The organism is Acidovorax sp. SUPP950 (assembly GCF_030158935.1).
Lineage (GTDB): Bacteria > Pseudomonadota > Gammaproteobacteria > Burkholderiales > Burkholderiaceae_C > Paracidovorax.
Window position 1 is genome coordinate 166,295 of record NZ_BQXE01000003.1, and the last position, 17,841, is coordinate 184,135.

The 17,841-nt window shown below is 70.5% G+C and carries 17 protein-coding genes; 13 read left to right on the forward strand and 4 right to left on the reverse strand.

The features are described 5' to 3' along the window. Window positions 1–5: 5 nt before the first annotated feature. The 12 genes from AVME950_RS14545 to AVME950_RS14600 all read left to right on the forward strand — a co-directional run bounded on the left by AVME950_RS14545 (window position 6) and on the right by AVME950_RS14600 (window position 13,416). Window positions 6–977: a Bug family tripartite tricarboxylate transporter substrate binding protein gene (locus AVME950_RS14545; RefSeq protein WP_284430357.1), complete on the forward strand. Its 972-nt coding sequence runs from the start codon at window positions 6–8 to the stop codon at window positions 975–977. Window positions 978–1,148: 171 nt separating this feature from the next. After that, entirely contained in the window at window positions 1,149–2,402 is a 1,254-nt protein-coding gene (locus AVME950_RS14550; RefSeq protein WP_284425276.1) for a CaiB/BaiF CoA transferase family protein, read from the forward strand. Next, window positions 2,399–2,818 (forward strand): cupin domain-containing protein, encoded by a 420-nt coding sequence (locus tag AVME950_RS14555; RefSeq protein WP_284430358.1) that lies wholly within the window; start codon window positions 2,399–2,401, stop codon window positions 2,816–2,818. Before AVME950_RS14550 ends, AVME950_RS14555 begins: the two co-directional genes overlap by 4 nt. Then, a complete protein-coding gene (locus AVME950_RS14560) occupies window positions 2,815–3,978 on the forward strand; it encodes an acyl-CoA dehydrogenase family protein (protein ID WP_284430359.1) in 1,164 nt (387 codons plus the stop codon). The genes AVME950_RS14555 and AVME950_RS14560 overlap by 4 nt, the downstream gene beginning before the upstream one ends. Before the next feature lie 52 nt (window positions 3,979–4,030). Next, on the forward strand, window positions 4,031–4,912 hold the full coding sequence (locus AVME950_RS14565) for a LysR family transcriptional regulator (RefSeq protein ID WP_272566074.1): 882 nt from the start codon (window positions 4,031–4,033) through the stop codon (window positions 4,910–4,912). Between the two features lie 22 nt (window positions 4,913–4,934). Beyond that, the gene (locus tag AVME950_RS14570) at window positions 4,935–5,999 is read left to right on the forward strand and encodes a homocysteine S-methyltransferase family protein (protein WP_284430360.1); all 1,065 of its coding nucleotides are present in this window, start codon (window positions 4,935–4,937) and stop codon (window positions 5,997–5,999) included. A 150-nt stretch (window positions 6,000–6,149) separates the two neighbouring features. Then, complete coding sequence (locus tag AVME950_RS14575) at window positions 6,150–7,607, forward strand: sensor histidine kinase (RefSeq protein ID WP_284430361.1); 1,458 nt, start codon at window positions 6,150–6,152, stop codon at window positions 7,605–7,607. After that, the gene (locus AVME950_RS14580) at window positions 7,592–8,980 is read left to right on the forward strand and encodes a sigma-54-dependent transcriptional regulator (RefSeq protein WP_284430362.1); all 1,389 of its coding nucleotides are present in this window, start codon (window positions 7,592–7,594) and stop codon (window positions 8,978–8,980) included. Before AVME950_RS14575 ends, AVME950_RS14580 begins: the two co-directional genes overlap by 16 nt. A gap of 151 nt (window positions 8,981–9,131) precedes the next feature. Beyond that, window positions 9,132–9,827 (forward strand): hypothetical protein, encoded by a 696-nt coding sequence (locus AVME950_RS14585; protein ID WP_284430363.1) that lies wholly within the window; start codon window positions 9,132–9,134, stop codon window positions 9,825–9,827. Window positions 9,828–9,888: 61 nt separating this feature from the next. Then, a complete protein-coding gene (locus AVME950_RS14590; RefSeq protein ID WP_284430364.1) occupies window positions 9,889–10,446 on the forward strand; it encodes a hypothetical protein in 558 nt (185 codons plus the stop codon). Window positions 10,447–10,450: 4 nt separating this feature from the next. Beyond that, window positions 10,451–11,782, forward strand: a complete 1,332-nt coding sequence (locus tag AVME950_RS14595) for an MFS transporter (protein WP_284430365.1) — start codon at window positions 10,451–10,453, stop codon at window positions 11,780–11,782. A gap of 164 nt (window positions 11,783–11,946) precedes the next feature. Then, window positions 11,947–13,416: a methyl-accepting chemotaxis protein gene (locus tag AVME950_RS14600; RefSeq protein ID WP_284430366.1), complete on the forward strand. Its 1,470-nt coding sequence runs from the start codon at window positions 11,947–11,949 to the stop codon at window positions 13,414–13,416. A gap of 24 nt (window positions 13,417–13,440) precedes the next feature. On the opposite strand, the gene AVME950_RS14605 is transcribed toward AVME950_RS14600, so the two are convergent. The 4 genes from AVME950_RS14605 to AVME950_RS14620 all read right to left on the reverse strand — a co-directional run bounded on the left by AVME950_RS14605 (window position 13,441) and on the right by AVME950_RS14620 (window position 16,614). Beyond that, window positions 13,441–13,764 (reverse strand): non-heme iron oxygenase ferredoxin subunit, encoded by a 324-nt coding sequence (locus tag AVME950_RS14605; protein ID WP_284430367.1) that lies wholly within the window; start codon window positions 13,762–13,764, stop codon window positions 13,441–13,443. A gap of 13 nt (window positions 13,765–13,777) precedes the next feature. After that, the gene (locus tag AVME950_RS14610; RefSeq protein WP_284430368.1) at window positions 13,778–14,269 is read right to left on the reverse strand and encodes an aromatic-ring-hydroxylating dioxygenase subunit beta; all 492 of its coding nucleotides are present in this window, start codon (window positions 14,267–14,269) and stop codon (window positions 13,778–13,780) included. Between the two features lie 3 nt (window positions 14,270–14,272). After that, window positions 14,273–15,538: an aromatic ring-hydroxylating dioxygenase subunit alpha gene (locus AVME950_RS14615; protein WP_284430369.1), complete on the reverse strand. Its 1,266-nt coding sequence runs from the start codon at window positions 15,536–15,538 to the stop codon at window positions 14,273–14,275. A gap of 83 nt (window positions 15,539–15,621) precedes the next feature. Then, window positions 15,622–16,614 carry a 2Fe-2S iron-sulfur cluster-binding protein gene (locus tag AVME950_RS14620; RefSeq protein ID WP_284430370.1) on the reverse strand — a complete coding sequence of 331 codons (993 nt, stop codon included), beginning with the start codon at window positions 16,612–16,614 and terminating at the stop codon, window positions 15,622–15,624. A gap of 113 nt (window positions 16,615–16,727) precedes the next feature. Between AVME950_RS14620 and AVME950_RS14625 the strand changes: the two genes are divergently transcribed. After that, entirely contained in the window at window positions 16,728–17,639 is a 912-nt protein-coding gene (locus tag AVME950_RS14625) for a LysR family transcriptional regulator (protein ID WP_284430371.1), read from the forward strand. Window positions 17,640–17,841 lie beyond the last annotated feature (202 nt).

Here is a 17,841-nt window from a genome sequence, read left to right on the forward strand (position 1 = left end):
ACGACATGAAGCACCTCATCCCGGCCCTGCTGGCAGCCTGCGGCCTGGCCGCCGCCGTGGCGCCCGCACGGGCCCAGCAGCCGCCGTACCCCAACGCCCCCATCACCCTGATCGTGCCGTTCGCGGCCGGCAGCGGCACGGACTCGGTCGCGCGCACCGTCGGGCAAAAGCTCGCGGAGCGCCTGAAGCAGCCGGTGCTGGTGGACAACAAGCCCGGTGCCAACGCGCAGGTGGCCGCGCAGATCGCGGCCAAGGCCAAGCCGGACGGCTACACGCTGTTCATGACGACCAACACGTCGCACTCGGCCAACCCGGCGCTCTACAGCCACCTGAAGTACGACCCCATCAAGGACTTCACGCCCGTGGCGCGGGTGGGCGAGCTGCCCTTCGCGCTGGCGGTGCACCCCGGCGTGCCGGCGAAGACGCTGGCCGAGCTGATCGACTACGCGCGCGCCAACCCGGGCAAGCTGAGCTATGCCACGCCCAACAGCACCTCGCTGGTGGCGATGGAGAGCATCAAGCACATCGCCCAGGTCGATGTGCTGAGCATCCCCTACAAGTCCAGCCCCCAGGCCATGACGGACCTGGTGGGCGGGCAGGTGCAGGTCTACGTGGCCGACCTGGGTTCGGGCAGGAGCATGCTCACCAGCGACAAGGTGCGCACGCTGGGCATCACCACCACGCAGCCCTCGCCCCTGCTGCCGGGCGTGCCGCCGATCGGGCAGACGGTGAAGGGTTTCGACCTCACGTCCTGGAACGGCATCTTCGGGCCGGCCGGCATGCCGCCGGCCATCGTGAACCGCCTGAACACGGAGCTGCAGGCCGTGCTGGCCGAAAAGGACACGCAGGACAAGCTCGCGCAGATCGGCTTCCAGGTATGGCCCAGCAAGACGCCGCAGGAATTCGCGACCTACGTGGCCGACCAGCTGGCCCACTGGCGCACGCTGATCCAGCAGGCCCGCATCCAGCCCGAATGAACGACATCCCCCTGAGCGGCGTTGCCGCTTCCCCCTTGCTCTCGCATCGCTGCGCGCTGCGGGAAGGGGGACGACGCCAGCGCGGCGGGGCGGCCCTTGCGCGGCGTCTGCTCGCGCGGGCCGCACCGGTGGCACCGGCCGCTGCCCCTGTCAGACGTTCTGGAGAATGGCATGACCGACAACACGCATAGCACTTCACGCACCGGCCCCCTGGCGGGCGTGCGGATCCTGGACCTGACCTCGGTCATCATGGGCCCGTTCGCCACGCAGATCCTCGCCCAGCTGGGCGCGGAGGTCATCAAGGTGGAAACGCCCGACGGCGACAACATGCGCCACGTGGGCCCCATGCGCCACCCCGGCATGGGCCACATCTTCCTGCATGCCAACGCGGGCAAGCGCAGCATCGCGCTGGACCTCAAGCACCCGGAGGGCCGCGAGGCCGCGCTGCGGCTGGCCGAGCGCTGCGACGTGCTCATCAGCAACGTGCGCCCGCAGGCCCTGGCGCGGCTGGGCCTGGACCCGGCCAGCGTGGCCGCGCGCAACCCGCGCCTCATCCACGTGAGCTGCTGCGGCTTCGATCAGGAGGGCCCCGACGCGGCGCGCCCGGCCTACGACGACCTGATCCAGGGCGCCACCGGCATCCCGTGGCTCATGCAGCGCTACGGCGCGCCCGAGCCGGCCTATGCGCCGACCACGCTGTCGGACCGCGTGACCGGGCTGCATGCGGTGTACGCGGTGACGGCGGCGCTCTATGCCCGCGAGAAGACGGGCCAGGGCCAGGCCATCGTCGTGCCCATGTTCGAGGCCATGGCGCAGTTCATCCTGGGCGACCACATGGCGGGCCTGACCTTCGAGCCGCCGCAGGGCGAGGCCGGCTATGCCCGGCTGCTGACCACGCACCGCAAGCCTTATGCGACGGCCGACGGCATGCTCTGCGTGCTGATCTACAACGACAAGCACTGGCGCAGCTTCTTCGCGGCCATCGGCGAGATCGGCGAGGCGCAGGGCCTGGCGCAGGACCCGCGCTTTGCCACGCACGGCGCCCGCGCGGCGAACATCGATGCCGTCTATGCCGAGGTGGCGCGCATCCTGCGCACCCGCACCACGGCCCAGTGGCAGGCGCTGCTGGATGCCGCCGACGTGCCGCACATGCCGATGAACTCGCCGGCCGACCTGCTCACCAACCCGCAGCTGCGCGCCACGGGCTTCCTGCACGACAGCGTGCACCCCACCGAGGGGCCCATGCACGCCATGGCCCATCCCACGCGCTGGTCGGCCACCCCGCCGCCCCGCACCCTGGCGCCTGCTCCGCAACTGGGCGAACACACCCGCGCCCTGCTGGCCGAGGCCGGCTACACCCCCACCCAGATCGACGCCCTGCTCGCGCAAAACGCCTGCCACGCCGCCACCGGAGAACCCGCATGACCCTCGCCACCACCACCACCACCACCACCACCGCGCCCCGGTACCGCGTGCGCGCCGCCCAGGTGCCCAGCTACCAGCCCGCCAACCACCACCACACGCACAACCAGCGCCTGATCGGCCCCGAGACGGTGGGCGCGCAGCAGATGGAGGTGCTGCTGGGCACGCTGCACAAGGGCGGCGGCGCCCTGCCCCATGCCCATCCGGGCATCGAGCAATCGTGCTACCTGCTCGAAGGCACGGCCCGCGCCGAAGTGGCGGGCGAGGCCTTCGACATGGTGCCGGGCGACATGTGCTTCTTTCCGGCCGACCAGATGCATGTCTTCACCGTGACCAGCGACACCCCCGTGAAGCTGCTGGTGATCTACAGCCCGCCCTACGGCGAGTCGCCCGACAAGGTGATCCGGCCCGCCCCATGAACTTCGACCTCTCTCCCGAACACGCCCAGATCCGGGACGCGATCGAGCGCGTTTGCGCCCCGTTCGATGCCGACTACTGGCTGCGCCGCGACCGCGAAGGCGGCTTTCCGGAGGACTTCCACCGCGCGCTGGCCGACGCCGGCTGGCTGGGCATCGCCATGCCCGAGGCCTACGGCGGCGCCGGCCTGGGGATCCGCGAGGCCGCGCTGATGATGCACACGATCTCCGCCACGGGCGCGGGGCTGTCCGGCGCCTCGGCGGTGCACATGAACATCTTCGGCCTGCACCCGGTGGTGGTGTTCGGCACCGAAGCGCAGAAGGCGCGCTGGCTGCCGCCGCTGATCGCGGGCCGCGACAAGGCCTGCTTCGGCGTGACCGAACCCAACACCGGGCTGAACACGCTCCAGCTCAAGACCCGCGCGGTGCGGGAGGGCGACCATTACGTGGTGCACGGCCAGAAGGTCTGGATCAGCACCGCGCAGGTGGCCAACAAGATCCTGCTGCTGGCGCGCACCACGCCGGTGGAGCAATGCCGCGGCACCGAGGGCCTGAGCCTGTTCTACACCGACCTGGACCGCAGCACCGTCGAGGTGCGCGAGATCGACAAGCTGGGGCGCAAATGCGTGGATTCGAACCAGGTGTTCATCGACGGCCTGCGCATTCCGGTGGAAGACCGCGTGGGCGAGGAAGGCCAGGGCTTTCAATACATCCTGCACGGCCTGAACCCCGAGCGCATCCTGATCGCCAGCGAGGCCGTGGGCCTGGGCCGCGCGGCGCTGGCGCGCGCCGCGGGCTATGCCAGGGAGCGCGAGGTGTTCGGCCGCCCCATCGGCCAGAACCAGGGCATCCAGCACCCGCTGGCCCTGTCGTGGATGGAGCTGGAGGCCGCGCACCTCATGGTGCAGAAAGCCGCATGGCTGTACGACCAGCACCTGCCGTGCGCGGCCGAGGCCAACGCCGCCAAGTACCTGGCGGCCGAGGCCGGCTACCACGCCTGCGAGCGCGCCATCTTCACCCACGGCGGCATGGGCTACGCCAAGGAATACCACGTGGAGCGCTACCTGCGCGAGTCGTGGATACCGCGCCTGGCGCCGGTGAGCCCGCAGCTCATCCTGTGCTTCATCGCCGAGAAGGTGCTGGGCCTGCCGAAATCCTATTGAACGGCCGCAAGCCGGTGCCGGCGCTGCGGGCCGCGCTGGCATCATCGCCGCCATGAAACTGCACCTCCTGCGCTACTTCGCCGTGCTGGCCGAGGAACTGCACTTCGGCCGGGCGGCCGAGCGGCTGGCCATCACGCAGCCGCCGCTCAGCTCGGGCATCAAGGCGCTGGAGGACGAACTGGGCGTGCGGCTGTTCGAGCGCACCAGCAAGCAGGTGGCGCTCACGCCCGCCGGCCATGCCTACCTGGCCGAGGTGCGCGTGGCGCTCGACCGCGTGGCCCGCGCCGGCGAGACGGCCCGCGCCGTGGCCGCGGGGCAGCGCGGCCGGCTGGACATCGGCTTCACCGGCTCCATGGTGTACCGCGACATGCCCGCCATCGTGCGCGCCTTCGGCGAGCGCGCGCCGGGCATCGAGGTCAACCTGCGCGAGATGTCCTCGGGCGAGCAGCTCGAAGCCCTGCTGCACCGGCAGTTGCATGCCGGCTTCATCAATGCCAGCGTCGTGCCAGCGCCCCTGCGCAGCCTGCCGCTGGCCGAGGACCATTTCGTGGCCTGCCTGCCGCAGGACCACACCCTGGCGGGCCAGGCGGAAGTCGACCTGCGTAGCCTCGCCGACGAGACCTTCGTGATGTTCGCGCGCGACGTGGCGCCGGCCAACCACGACAACGTCATCGCCCTCTTCCACCGTGCCGGCATCCACCCCCACACGCGCCACGCCACCCGGCAGTGGCTCACCGTGGTGGCGCTGGTGGCCATGCGCATGGGCGTGGCCCTGGTGCCGGCCTCGATGGCGCAGGCGGCCGTCCAGGGCGTGCGGTTCGTGCCCATCGCCCACCTGGAGCATCCGACCGTCGGGGTCCTGGCGTGGCATGGCGACGCGTTGACGCCGGTGCTGCAGACCTTCCTCGACGTGGCCGGGCACGGCAAGGGTTGACGCGGCTTCCTACAATCGGGGGATGACTCCGCTCCACTACACCCGCGCCCGACAGCTACCCGACATCCTGGCCCGCCGCATCGCCATCCTCGACGGCGCCATGGGCACCATGATCCAGCGCTTCAAGCTGGGCGAGGCCCAGTACCGCGGCGAGGGCTACAGCGGCCCGGACGGCGCGGGCGACCGGTTCAAGGACTTCCCGCGCGACGTGAAGGGCAACAACGAGCTGCTGAGCCTCACGCGGCCGGACGTGATCCGCGACATCCACGAGCGGTATCTGGCCGCCGGCGCGGACCTGATCGAGACCAACACCTTCGGCGCCACGACCATCGCGCAGGAGGACTACAAGATGGCCGATCTCGCGCGCGAGATGAACCTGAAATCGGCGCAGCTGGCCCGTGCCGCCTGCGACAAATACTCAACGCCCGACAAGCCCCGCTTCGTGGCCGGCGCCCTGGGCCCCACGCCCAAGACGGCCAGCATCAGCCCCGACGTGAACGACCCGGGCGCACGCAACGTCGATTTCGAGCAGCTGCGCGCCGCCTACTACGAGCAGACCGAGGCCCTGGTCGAAGGCGGCTCCGACGTGCTGCTGGTCGAGACCATCTTCGACACGCTCAACGCCAAGGCGGCCCTCTTCGCCATCGACGAGTTCTTCGAGAAAAGCGGCGAGCGCCTGCCGCTCATCATCAGCGGCACGGTGACCGACGCCTCCGGCCGGATTCTCTCGGGCCAGACGGTGACGGCCTTCTGGCACAGCGTGCGCCACGCCCGCCCGCTGGCCATCGGCCTGAACTGCGCCTTGGGCGCCACCCTGATGCGCCCCTACATCCAGGAGCTGAACCGGGTGGCGGAAGACACCTTCATCAGCTGCTACCCCAACGCCGGCCTGCCCAACCCGATGAGCGACACGGGCTTCGACGAGACGCCCGAGGTCACCAGCCGGCTGGTGCACGAATTCGCCGCCGAAGGGCTGGTCAACATCGTGGGCGGCTGCTGCGGCACCACGCCGGACCACATCGCGGCCATCGGCCAGGCCGTGGCGCCCGTGCCGGCGCGCAAGCTGTTCTACCCCGAAGCCGCCTGATCTCTAGGGGGCGGCTCGCCCCCCATCCAAAGCCCCTGCCCCCGGCACGGGCCCGCGGCCACCACCGGGCGATGCAGGACACGCCGCTTTCCTACCGGACGGCCACGTGTTCGCCCTTACGATCCGCCGTCCTCACTCCGATGGGCTACCGTGCGGTCTTTGCGCATCCAACTGCTTCTTTTCTGGGCCTTTCTGCTGGCCGCCTGTGCCCTGGTCGCGGCCATCATCGTGGTGCTTTACCAGACGGGCTCGGGCGCCCAGGTGGCGTCCAGCCGGGCACGCGCCGCGCAGGCCTGCGAGGACATCGCCACGCGCTACGCCAAGTCGGTGCCCACGGTGCCGGCCGACACCCCCCAGACCGACCTGCTGCGCGTGCTGCTGCACGTGGTGCTGCTGGAAGTGCCGCAGGTGGAAGGCGGCGTCTGGCGCGCCGGCAGCGGCATGCTGGCCTACGCCTACCCGACCTATGAAGGCAGCGGCGTCAAGATCGACGTGCCGGCCGCCGAGCAGCCGCTCATCGTCGAATTGGCCAAGCAGGCCGGCAGCACCGGCCAGCCCATCGTGAACCTGGTGCGCGGCAGCCGCGAGGTGCTGATCGTCGCGGCCTGCCCCCTGGCCGCGCACCCCGGCACCGCGGTGTGGACCATGACACGCGCCCACGCCGGCGCCATCGCCGCACAGGACACCCTGCGCACCGGCATCGCGGTGCTGGCGCTGCTGGTGGTGGCCTCGGGTGCCTGGCTGGGCTGGATGCTGCTGCGCGGCCTGCGCCAGGTGCGGCGCCTGGAAGGCGCGCTGGCGCAGGCCCAGGGCGACGCCGTGCCGCACCTGGAGCGCACCGGCATCCGCGAGCTGGACCGCATCGTCGACGGCTTCAATGCGTTCGGCACCCGCCTGGAAGACGCCCGCGCCCGGCTGAAGGAGGCCCTGGCCCAGCGCCACCGCGACCTGCGCCTGACCGCCCTGGGCCGCATGACGGCCTCGGTCGCGCACGAGATCCGCAATCCCATCGCCGCCATGCGCCTGAAGGCGGACAACGCCCTGGCCGCGCCGCCGGCCCGCCATGCCGAAGCGCTGGCGTCCATCGTCACGCAGATCGACCGGCTGGAGGGCCTGGTGCAAAGCCTGCTCTCGCTGGTGCAGCCGCTCAACCTCCACCCCCGCACCGTGCCGATCGGCCCCTGGCTGCAGGAACGGCTGGACACCGCCCGCCCGGGCTCGCAAGCCCGTGGCGTGCGGCTGACGCTGCGCGGCGAGGCCCCCGCCGACGCCGTGTTCGACCCCGTGCACGTGGCGCGCGCCATCGACAACCTGCTGGACAACGCCGTGCGCCATGCGCCGGCCGGCGGCGAGGCCGCGCTGTCGGCGCAGGTGGATGCGGCACGCACCCTGTGCACGCTGACGGTGGAGGACGACGGCCCCGGCGTGCCCGAAGACCTGCGGGCGCAACTGTTCGAGCCCTTCGCCACCGGCCGCGCCGACGGCAACGGCCTGGGCCTGGCCCTGGCGCGCGAAGTGGCGCTGGCCCATGGCGGCGACCTGCACTACGCGCCCCGCGAGGGCGGCGGCGCCCGTTTCATCCTGGAGCTGCCATGGCGCGCCTCTTAGTCGTCGATGACGACGCGGCCTTCCGCGAATCGCTGGTCGAAACCCTGCAGAGCCTGGGCCATGAAGTGCACGGCGCCAGTGGCGGGGCCGAGGCACTGCGCCAGGTGGAGAGCCACCGCTACAGCGCCATCTTCCTGGACCAGCGCATGCCCGGCATGGACGGGCTGCAAACGCTGCAGGCGCTGGCCGCGCGCATGGCCCGGCTGCCGCCCGTGCTGGTGCTCACCGCCTACGCCAGCGGCTCGGGCACCATCGAGGCCATGCGCCTGGGGGCGTTCGACCACCTGACCAAGCCGGTGAGCCGCGCGGCCGTGGTGGAGGTGCTGGAGCGCGCCCTGCGCTCCGAGGCCGACGCCGGTGCCACGGCCGCCGCACCCGCGCCGCCGCCCGATGCACAGGAGGACGGCGAGCTGATCGGCATCAGCGAAGCCATGCGCGAGGTGCACAAGCGCATCGGCATGGCCGCCGCGAGCGATGCCCCGGTGCTGATCGAGGGCGAGACCGGCACCGGCAAGGAGCTGGTGGCGCGTGCCCTGCACCGGCATTCCACGCGCGCGGCGGGCCCGTTCGTGGCGGTGAACTGCGCGGCGATTCCGAAGGAGTTGCTGGAAAGCGAGCTGTTCGGCCATGTGAAAGGCGCCTTCACCGGCGCGGCCACCGAGCGGCCCGGGTGCTTTCGCGCAGCCGATGGCGGCGTGCTGCTGCTCGACGAGATCGGCGACATGGCGCCGGAGGTGCAGGCCAAGCTGCTGCGCGCGCTGCAGGAGGGCGAAGTCACGCCATTGGGCAGCCACCGGCCCGTGAAGGTGAACGTGCGCGTGCTGGCCGCCACGCACCGCGACCTCGCGGCGGCCGTGCGCGAAGGGCGGTTCCGGGAAGACCTGCGCTACCGGCTGGATGTGCTGCACATCGTGCTGCCGCCGCTGCGCGAGCGCCTGGCCGACATCGTGCCGCTGGCCGAGCATTTCCTGCGCGTCGCGGCGGCGCCGCAGCCCGCCAAACGGCTGTCGGCCGGCGCGGCGCGCGCGCTGCTGGACCACGCCTGGCCCGGCAACGTGCGCGAACTGCGCAATGCCATGGAGCGCTGCCATGCCCTGCAGCGCGGCCCGGTGGTGGGGGCCGCCGACCTGGGGCTGCAGCCATCGCCGACCCCGCCCGATGACCCCGGCCACAGCCACCGCACCGGGTCGGGCGACGCCTTGCCCGCCGCCTGGCTGGAGGGATCGCTGCCACAGGCCATCGAGCGGCTGGAGCGGCAGATGCTGGCACACGCGCTCGCGCAGGCCCAGGGCAACCGCTCGCTCGCGGCCCGGCGGTTGGGCATCCACCGCCAGTTGCTCTACAGCAAGCTCACGCAATACGGCATCGAATGACCGCAAGCCTGTCGCAAAAGCGGACAGCCTGTCGCCATTCCACCCACTGCGCGCGCCCGCCATCGCACGCAAGTGTTTGATTCATAAGAAATTTGGCGTTGGCACGCGTCTTGAGTGAGAAAGCGCATCCCCACTCGAAAGGACGACTTTCATGACGCTCCACCCCTTGCTCCGCACCAGCCTGATGGCCGCCGCCCTTGCCGCCGCCAGCGCCCACGCGCAATTGCCCCCACCCCCGCCCGGCGGGCCGGGCCCCCTGGCCCAGGCCCCCGCCGCCGAGCAGTCCGCGACCGCGAGCGGCCGGCTGCAGCGCTGGCTGCCCAACCCGAACGGCGAGGCGGACGGCCTGCTGCTGCAGGACGGCACGCAGATCGCCTTCCCGCCCCACCTGTCGGAGCCCCTCACCGCATGGCTGCGCCCCGGCGACCCGTTGGAGGTCACCGGCTGGCACCGTCCCGACGCGCCCGTGCTGCGCGCCGAGACCTTCCAGTCGCAGGGCCGCACGGTGCAGGACACGCCGCCCACCCCCGGCCAGCGCCCCCCGCCGCCCCCACGCGAAGCCCTGACGGCCCTGCAGGCCAATGGCCGCGTGGCCCAGGTGCTGTTCAACAGCCGCGGCGATGCGCATGGCCTGCTGCTGGAAGACGGCGTGGTCGTGCGCTTTCCGCCCCACATGGGCACGTCGGTCGCGGCGCTGCTCAAGCCCGGCGCCACCGTGGCGGTGCGCGGCTGGGGCACCCGCAACGCGCTGGGCACCGGCATGGAAGCGGCGCAGATGGGCGCCACGCCGGACACCCTGCAGGACATGCTGGGCGGCCCGATCGGCGCCCCGGCACTGCGCCCGTGAAGCCATCGCCCGGCCCGCTCCATACACCCGTTTCTTCTTTCCTCACCCATTCGGAGACACCATGAGCAAACCCCAGGAAATGATCGACGTCTGGTCCCTCGAAGGCCAGTTCCAGCATGCCCTCTACAGCCCGCGCGGCGATGTGGAGGGCGTGATGATCCATGTGGACGGCGTGCCTGCGCAGTTCGTGTTCGGCAAGCACGACGACAGTGCGGCACGGTCCTTCAAGGCCCTGCGCGCCGGCCAGACGGTGGTCGTCGATGGCACCGTGGCGCCACCGCCACCCCACGGCGAGGCCGCGCACGAGGTCTATGCGTTCGAGCGGCTGGTGTCCATCGACGGCCAGGCGTTCGCGCCGGACGACGCACCGCGCCAGGTGAAAGGCCATGTGGCGCACCTGCACCACGCCCGGCACGGCGAGCCCAACGGCGTGGTGCTGGACACGGGCGATTTCGTCCACACGCGACCCGATGGCTTTGCCCGGCTGCACCTGAAGCCGGGCGATGCGGTGACGGCCGAGGGCCCCGCCCGGCCCTTGCGCGGCAGCACCGGTGCCCACGTGATCGAGGCGCACACCGTCAACGGCCAAGCCGTGCCGGGCAAACCCGTCAAGCCGTGACGCCATGACCGCCGCGCACACCGCCCCTGGCGCGCTTTCCGCGCCCACCCCGCCCGCATCGCCACCCGCCCGCACGGGCGTTGCGGCCGGGGCTTCCCTGACCGCCCTGGCCTGGATGGCGTTCTTCATGGCGGACGTGCGCGACGGGCTCGGCCCGTTCCTCGCCACCTACCTGCAGACCCAGCGCATCGACCAGACGATGATCGGCATCGTGCTGTCCGCCGGGGGGCTGGCCGCCATGGCGGCCACGCCGCTGGCCGGCGCCCTCGCGGACCGTACGCGCGCCAAGCGGGCGCTGGTGGCGGTCTGCGCGCTGGCGGTGCTGGGCGCCAGCGCCGTCGCCTTCCTGACCCGGTCGCCCAGCCTGCTCGTGCTGTCGCAGGTGCTCACCGGCGCTGCCGGCGCCGTGCTGGCGGCCGCACTGGCCGCGCTCACGCTCGGGCTGGCGCGCAGCGCCGGCCTGCGCCACCAGACCGGCCGCAACGAGGCCTACAGCCATGCCGGCAACATCGTGTCCGCGCTGGGGGCCGCGGCCTTTGCGCACTGGATGGGCGCGCCCTGGATGCTCGTCGTCATGACCGCCATGGCCGTGGGTGCGCTGGCGTGCCTGCGGGCGATCCGGCCCGGCGACATCGACCATGTGGCTGCGCGCGGCGCCGAAGCCGACAGTGCCAAGCCTGCCCCCTCCTCCCATCCCGAAGCCGTGGCACCCGAAGGTTTTCGCGCGTTTCTGGGCCACCGCGCGCTGTGGTGCTTCGGGCTGGCCTGCGCGCTCTTTCATCTGGGCAATGCGTCCATGCTGCCGCTGCTGAACCAGCGGCTCGCCGCCACGGTGCCCGACTCGTCCCCGCTGCTGTGGACGGGCGTCGCCATCGTGGTCGCCCAACTCACCATGGTGCCGGTGGCCCTGTGGGTGTCGCGCAGCCGGCGGTGGGACCTGCAGGTGTTCGTCTACATCGCCATCCTGGCCCTCCCCGTGCGGGGCGTCATCGCCTGGGCCATCCCCGATGCCTGGGCCAACATCCCGGTGCAGGTGCTCGACGGCCTGGCGGCCGGCGCGCTGGGCGTGGCCACGCCGCTGATGGTGGAACGGTACGTGCGCGGCAGCGGCCGCTACAACACCGCGCTGGGGCTGGTGATGACGCTGCAAGGCGTGGGCGCCGCGCTGAGCCCCGCCATTGCCAACAGCGTGGTCGGGGCGCAGGGGCATTTCGGCCTCGCGTTCGCCGTGCTGGCGGGCTGCGCGGTGCTGGCCCTGCCGGTCTTCTGGCTGGCGCAGCGGACTGCGGGCCGCCGCGGCGCGGCAACCGCACCGCCGCCGCCCTTGCCGGCCTGAGCGGGAAGGACCCTCCCACGCCGTTCCGATTGACGCCTGCGGGCCTGCTGCGTTACAACATGTTTCCTGCCGCGTCCCGATGGCTGATACCGATTCTCCGGTGCAACCCCTGCGTTGCCTGCCCCCGCGGCCTGTCCCAACCGAAACTGCAGGGAGCACTCCGCATGGCACGACGCGACGGCATCCACGACATCTCCATGGGCGCGCACGACGCCCTGCATGCGATCGGCCGCCGGGCTGACGCGCTGTTGCTGGGCATCGTCGCCCTGGGCGGGGCCGTCGCCCTCTGGATCGGCGTGGTGCACGGCCGGCCCGGCACCGCCGCGCTGTGGGGCCTGGGTTTGACGGGCCTGGCCGCCCTGGCCTACCTGCTGGCACGCGGCACGCTGCTCAGCCGGCTGGCCATGGTGGTGGCCGGCATGGGCATGGTGGCGCTGCACATCCAGCTCAGCCTGGGCGCCACCGAAATGCACTTCGGCGTGTTCGTGTTCCTGGCCTTCCTGCTGGCCTACCGCGACTGGCGGCCCATCCTCTTCGCGGCGGGGCTGATCGCCGTGCACCACATCGCGTTCGACCGGCTGCAACTGGCGGGGCTGCCGATCTATTGCCTGACCGAGCCCGACTTCGGCCGCATCCTCATCCATGCCAGCTTCGTGGTGGTGCAGACCGCGGTGGAAGTCGCCATCGCCCTGCGCACGCGGGCCGACGCCATCGAGTCGGCCGAGCTGCAGCAGCTGTGCCGCCTGCAGCCGAACGGCCAGCTGTCGCTGGACGTGGGCCACGTGGCCGTGCGCAGCGCGGCGGCCCGGGCGCTGCAGGGTGCTTTAGGACGCCTCAACGGCGTGGTGGCCGACGTGCACCAGGCCGCGGCCGGCCTGGCGTCGGCCTCGGGCGAGATCGCCTCCGGCAACCACGACCTGAGCCAGCGCACCGAGCGCACCGCCTCGCACCTGCAGGAGGCCGCCGCATCCATGGAGCAGCTGGACGGCGTGGTGCGCCACAGCGTGCAGGAGGCCGTGGCCGCGCGCCGCCTGACGCAGGAGGCCACGCAACTGGCCGAACGATGCGGCGGCGTGGTGACGGAGGTGGTGGCCACCATGGAGGGCATCCATTCCAGCGCCGGCCGCATTGCCGACATCGTGGGCGTGATCGACGGCATCGCCTTCCAGACCAACATATTGGCGCTGAACGCGGCCGTGGAAGCCGCCCGTGCCGGCGAGCAGGGCCGGGGCTTCGCCGTGGTGGCCAGCGAGGTGCGGGCCCTGGCCGGGCGCAGCGCCGAGGCCGCGCGCGAGGTGCGCACGCTGATCGCCGCCTCGGTGGCGCAGGCCGAGCGCGGCAGCACGCTGGCGGCCGACGCGGGCCGCAACATGCAGAACGTGGTCGATTGCGCACGGCGCGCCTCGCAGGTGGTGGGCACCATCAGCACATCGGTCGAAGGCCAGTCCAGCGACCTGGGCCGCGTGAGCACGTCGGTCACCGAACTCGACCACATGACCCAGCAGAACGCCGCGCTGGTCGAACAGTCCTCCGCCGCGGCGGCCAGCCTGCTGGAGCATGCCGGCCGGCTGAAAAGCGTGGTGGAGGGGTTCCAGTTCCAAGCACCGCGCGGCACGCTGGCCGCGCCCGCCTGAGACGGCGGCGCATGCCGCCTCGCGTCAAGCGAGTTTGAGGTACACCGTTCCCTGCTCCACACGGACGGGGTAGCTGCGCACGCCTTGGGTGAGCGGCGCGCACAGCGCGCTGCCGTCCCGCACGTCGAAGCGGCCCTGGTGCAGCGGGCACTCGATTTTGTGCCCCTCCAGGAAGCCGTCGCACAGCCGCGCATTGCCGTGCGTGCACAGGTTGTCGGTGGCGAACACTTCGCCGTCCACGGTGTAGAGCGCCACGTCGCGTCCCTCGACGGTCACGCCCACCACGTCGTCCTCGGGCAGGTCGGCGCGCGCGGTCGCCTCGGTCCATCCGGTGTCGATTGCTGGCATGGTGTGTCTCCTCTCAAATGGGGTAGATGATGGAATTCGGGATCATTTCGCTGTCGTAGATGCACTCCTTGCGGGCGAAGCGCAGGCCCTCGGGCGTGCGCACCACCACGTCCAGGTAGCGCCCGACGTTGAACACCGTGGAGGGCTCCGAGAGCTTGGTGCGAAAGACGGCGTAGTTCGCCTCGCACGCCCAGCGGCCCTCCCCGGCCTGCCGCACGATCGGCGCGCCGATCACGTGGCGCTGGTAATACGGGTCGTGGAACAGCGTCTCGCGGATGCCGTAGACGCGGTCCTTGAGCATGCCCTGGCTGTCGAACGACAGCGTGGCCAGCGGCAGGCCGCGCTCGTGGTTCTCGCGCGGCTGCAGGCGGTAGAGGCAGTCTTCGGTGAAGAAGCCGGGCCACCGGTCCCACTGCGCTGCGTCGAGCGCGGCGGCGTAGTCGGCATAGAGCTGCTGCAGGGCGAAGTAGTCGGCGAATTCGATCGCGGTGGATTGGGCGTCCATGGTTCAGTCCTCCTTTTCCATCACGCTGCGCCAGTACTCGTACATGCCGCGGATCAGCGTCTCGGTGACCATGTGGTCGGTGTCTCCCACATCCCGGCCGCCCAGCTCCACCAGCGCGCGATGGAAAGGCTTTTGCTCGAAGCCCTGCTGCGAGAACTCGATCACCTCGCCGTCGTCGGCCGAGACGAAGCCCGCCGGCCCGAACAGATTGGCCTGGCGCAGGCGGCGCTCGGTCATCTCGTCGGTGTCGTCCTCGAAGCCGAAATGCGTCCATTCGAAATCGAAGGCATCGTGGCCCACGGGCTGGATGTGGCGCGTGGAAACGCTGTTGACCTGCTGCTGCAGGATCACGCTGGGGAACAGCGTGGTCATCACCGCCGTGGGCCCGCCCCACCAGGGCTCGGGCACGATGTCGAGAAAGCGCGGGTCTTCCAGCTGCATGCCGGCCTTGAAGCTGGAGACGTTGGACACGTCGGACTGCTTCTTGGCCTCGCCGCGCGTGGACACCATGGCCGCGTGGCGGTGGCGCGCATCCATCTTCAGCTCCGACTTGTTGTCGGCCCGCCAGAGGCCGAAGGTCACGAACCAGGTGTGCAGCAGGCCTGGGTGGTAGGGGTCCTTGATGTTCTCCTGCATCAGCTTCCAGTTGCCCGGAATGCGCTGGCGGTTGTAGCCCAGAATCTTGAGCTTGCGGCCGTTGAACAGGCGATCGAAGTAACCCAGGATCACCGGCCCGAGGAAATCCTCCAGCGACTCCACGCCGTGGTCGAACGAGGCAAAAACCACGCCGCCGCGCGTGGCCACCTTGAGCCGCGTCAGGCCGTTTTCCTCCAGCTTGAAATCCGCCGGCATGCCGCCGTGGACCTTGCCGTCCTGCTTGACGCCGCGCCGGAAAGGCACGCCCTGCAGCGCGCCGTCGAGCTTGTAGTTCCACTGGTGGTAGGGGCAGACGAACTCCTTGCGGTTGCCATGGCGCTCCCGGCAAAACCGCATGCCGCGGTGCGCGCACACGTTTTCCACCACGTGCAGCTGCAGGTCCTCGCCACGCACCAGGATGACCGAGCGCTCGCCGATGGCCGTGCGCTTGAAGTCGCCCGGGTTCGGCACCTCGGCCTCCAGGCCCACATAGCACCAGTGGCTGCGGTAGAAGAACCGCTCCAGTTCGCGGCGGTAGATGTCCTCGCTGGTATAGGCCGCGAAGGGCACGCGGTGCGTGCCGGGGCTTTCCCAGGTCGGATGCAATGGGAAGACGGGGTGGGGCGTACTCATGGCGTTGTCTCCTTGGGGCTTGTGATGGGGCGCTGCGAATCAAGAGAGGGAAGGGCGCGCAGGAAGGGGCGCTGGCCCCTGCCTCACGGCGTGCTGGCGTAGAAGGCATCCGCATAGAGATGCTCGGCGGCGACGCCACGCTGGCGCGCCAGCAGCGACACGGCCTCCACCATGGGCGGCGATCCGCACAGGTAGGCGCGCCAGCCTTCCAGCGTGGGCCAGTCCTGCGCGATCGCGTCGGTGACCAGGCCCATGCGCTGGCCCGGCGCCGCATCGGCCGCGGCCACCACGGCATGCACCTGCAATTGCGGATGGCGCTGCTGCAGATATTTCAGCCACTGCAGGCCGTAGACATCGCGCGCCGATCGGGCGCCGGCATAGACGTGGATGGGGTTGGGCATGCCCGACTCCAGCGCGCCCCGCACGATGGAGAGGATCGGCGCCAGCCCCGTGCCGCCCGCCACGCAGAGCATGGGACCTTCGTACTTGCGGCGCAGGTAGGCCGAGCCCAGAGGCCCGCTCACGCGTACCGCATCGCCCACGGCCAGCACCTGGGCCACATGGGTGGACACCCGCCCGCCCTCGACCAGCCGCACGTGGAATTCGAGTTCGTCATCGTGCGGCAACCCGGCCATCGAATACGGCCGCACCAGGCCCGGGCCGAACTGCAACTGCGCGTACTGCCCCGGCGAGAAGTCCAGCGGCTTGGCCGGCTTGAGGCGCAGGCGGCGGATGTCGTGCGTGAGCGTTTCCACCGCCGTCACCGTGGCCTTGATCGTGCGGGCGGTGTGCACCACCACCTCGTCGGGCTCGGGAATCTCGATGGTGCAGGACTCGCTCAGCACCGTCTGGCAGGCCATCACGTACTGCCCCTCGCCGCCGCCCAGCGGCGGCATGCGCAGCGCCTGGCCCGCATCGATCACCTCGCCCGAAAGCACCTTGCAGCGGCAGGTGCCGCAGCGCCCGGCCATGCAACTGTAGGAAACGGGAATCTGGTGCTCGCGCAGCACTTCCAGCAGGTTGGCGCCCGGCGCCACGGGCAGCACGCGGCCCAGCGGCTCGATATGCAGTTCCATCGGGTTGTCTCACTCACTGTCGTTGTTATGGCCCCGATCATTCCTGTGATCCGATAATCAGCCAATAGAATGGCGTGAATACACCGCATCACCCTGATGAATAAAGGTGCCCCGTGGAACTGGAAGACATCGATCTGAATTTGCTGGTGGTCTTTCAGCAGCTGCTCATCACGCGCAAGGTGTCGCAGGCCGCGGAAAACCTGGGCCTGACGCAACCCGCGGTGAGCAACGCGCTGGCGCGGCTGCGCCGCCTGCTGGGCGACGAGCTTTTTTTGCGCACGGCCCAGGGCATGCAGCCCACGCCCTATGCCGACCAGTTGGCGGAGTCGGTGTCGTACGCGCTGGCCATGATCCACGGCGCCCTCAACCACAGGCTGGGGTTCGATCCCGCCACCAGCCGGCGCGTGTTCAAGGTGGGCATGACGGACATCGGCGAGATCTACTTTTTGCCCCGCCTGCTGGAGCGGCTGGCGCAGGTGGCCCCGGGCGTGCGCCTGACCACCGTGCGCAATTCAGCCACCGACCTGAAGGACGCCATGGAAGCCGGCAAGGTGGACCTGGCCGTGGGCCTGCTGCCGCAGCTCAAGGCCGGCTTCTTCCAGCGCCGGCTGTTCCGCCAGCCCTATGTGTGCCTGTTCCGCGAGGGCCACCCGCTGCACAAGCGCCGCAGCATCGCACTGGCGGATTTTTCCAAGGCGGAGCACGTGGTGGTCGTCTCCGAAGGCACGGGCCACGGCAAGGTGGACGAACTGCTGGAGCGCATGGGCGTGGCCCGCGACGTGCGGCTCACCGTGCCGCACTTCGTCGCCATCGGCCACATCCTGCAGGCCACGCAAATGGTCGCCACCGTGCCCGAGAAAATGGCCCAGAGCATGGCCGAGCCCTTCGGCCTGGCCTATGCGCCCCACCCGGCCAAATTGCCGCAGGTGGCGATCAATCTGTTCTGGCACACGAAGTACCACCGGGATCCGGGGAACCAGTGGCTGCGGGGGGTGTTGGTGGAGATGTTTGCGGAAGGGGAGTAAGGGAGATGCATGGCACGTCCTCATGGCTTAGCCACTATGTGTCCGTGCAAATTGCTGCGGCGACCCTAGGCCATGTGAATCCCAGCGGCGCAATATCACCTACAGGCTGGTTGCAGTCGTTGGTATGTACGTGCCGAAAAAATGCTATCGGCCATCAGTTGCCGCTCAACGCGAACGGCCGTTTCAGACTGAGGGCAGTCGA

Excerpts from the sequence above, each read along its gene's own strand:
- AVME950_RS14545 (WP_284430357.1), top strand. The coding sequence starts at position 6 with ATGAAGCACCTCATCCCGGCCCTGCTGGCAGCCTGCGGCCTGGCCGCC.
- AVME950_RS14550 (WP_284425276.1), top strand. The coding sequence starts at position 1,149 with ATGACCGACAACACGCATAGCACTTCACGCACCGGCCCCCTGGCGGGC.
- AVME950_RS14555 (WP_284430358.1), top strand. The coding sequence starts at position 2,399 with ATGACCCTCGCCACCACCACCACCACCACCACCACCGCGCCCCGGTAC.
- AVME950_RS14560 (WP_284430359.1), top strand. The coding sequence starts at position 2,815 with ATGAACTTCGACCTCTCTCCCGAACACGCCCAGATCCGGGACGCGATC.
- AVME950_RS14565 (WP_272566074.1), top strand. The coding sequence starts at position 4,031 with ATGAAACTGCACCTCCTGCGCTACTTCGCCGTGCTGGCCGAGGAACTG.
- AVME950_RS14570 (WP_284430360.1), top strand. The coding sequence starts at position 4,935 with ATGACTCCGCTCCACTACACCCGCGCCCGACAGCTACCCGACATCCTG.
- AVME950_RS14580 (WP_284430362.1), top strand. The coding sequence starts at position 7,592 with ATGGCGCGCCTCTTAGTCGTCGATGACGACGCGGCCTTCCGCGAATCG.
- AVME950_RS14585 (WP_284430363.1), top strand. The coding sequence starts at position 9,132 with ATGACGCTCCACCCCTTGCTCCGCACCAGCCTGATGGCCGCCGCCCTT.
- AVME950_RS14590 (WP_284430364.1), top strand. The coding sequence starts at position 9,889 with ATGAGCAAACCCCAGGAAATGATCGACGTCTGGTCCCTCGAAGGCCAG.
- AVME950_RS14595 (WP_284430365.1), top strand. The coding sequence starts at position 10,451 with ATGACCGCCGCGCACACCGCCCCTGGCGCGCTTTCCGCGCCCACCCCG.
- AVME950_RS14600 (WP_284430366.1), top strand. The coding sequence starts at position 11,947 with ATGGCACGACGCGACGGCATCCACGACATCTCCATGGGCGCGCACGAC.
- AVME950_RS14605 (WP_284430367.1), bottom strand. The coding sequence starts at position 13,764 with ATGCCAGCAATCGACACCGGATGGACCGAGGCGACCGCGCGCGCCGAC.
- AVME950_RS14610 (WP_284430368.1), bottom strand. The coding sequence starts at position 14,269 with ATGGACGCCCAATCCACCGCGATCGAATTCGCCGACTACTTCGCCCTG.
- AVME950_RS14615 (WP_284430369.1), bottom strand. The coding sequence starts at position 15,538 with ATGAGTACGCCCCACCCCGTCTTCCCATTGCATCCGACCTGGGAAAGC.
- AVME950_RS14620 (WP_284430370.1), bottom strand. The coding sequence starts at position 16,614 with ATGGAACTGCATATCGAGCCGCTGGGCCGCGTGCTGCCCGTGGCGCCG.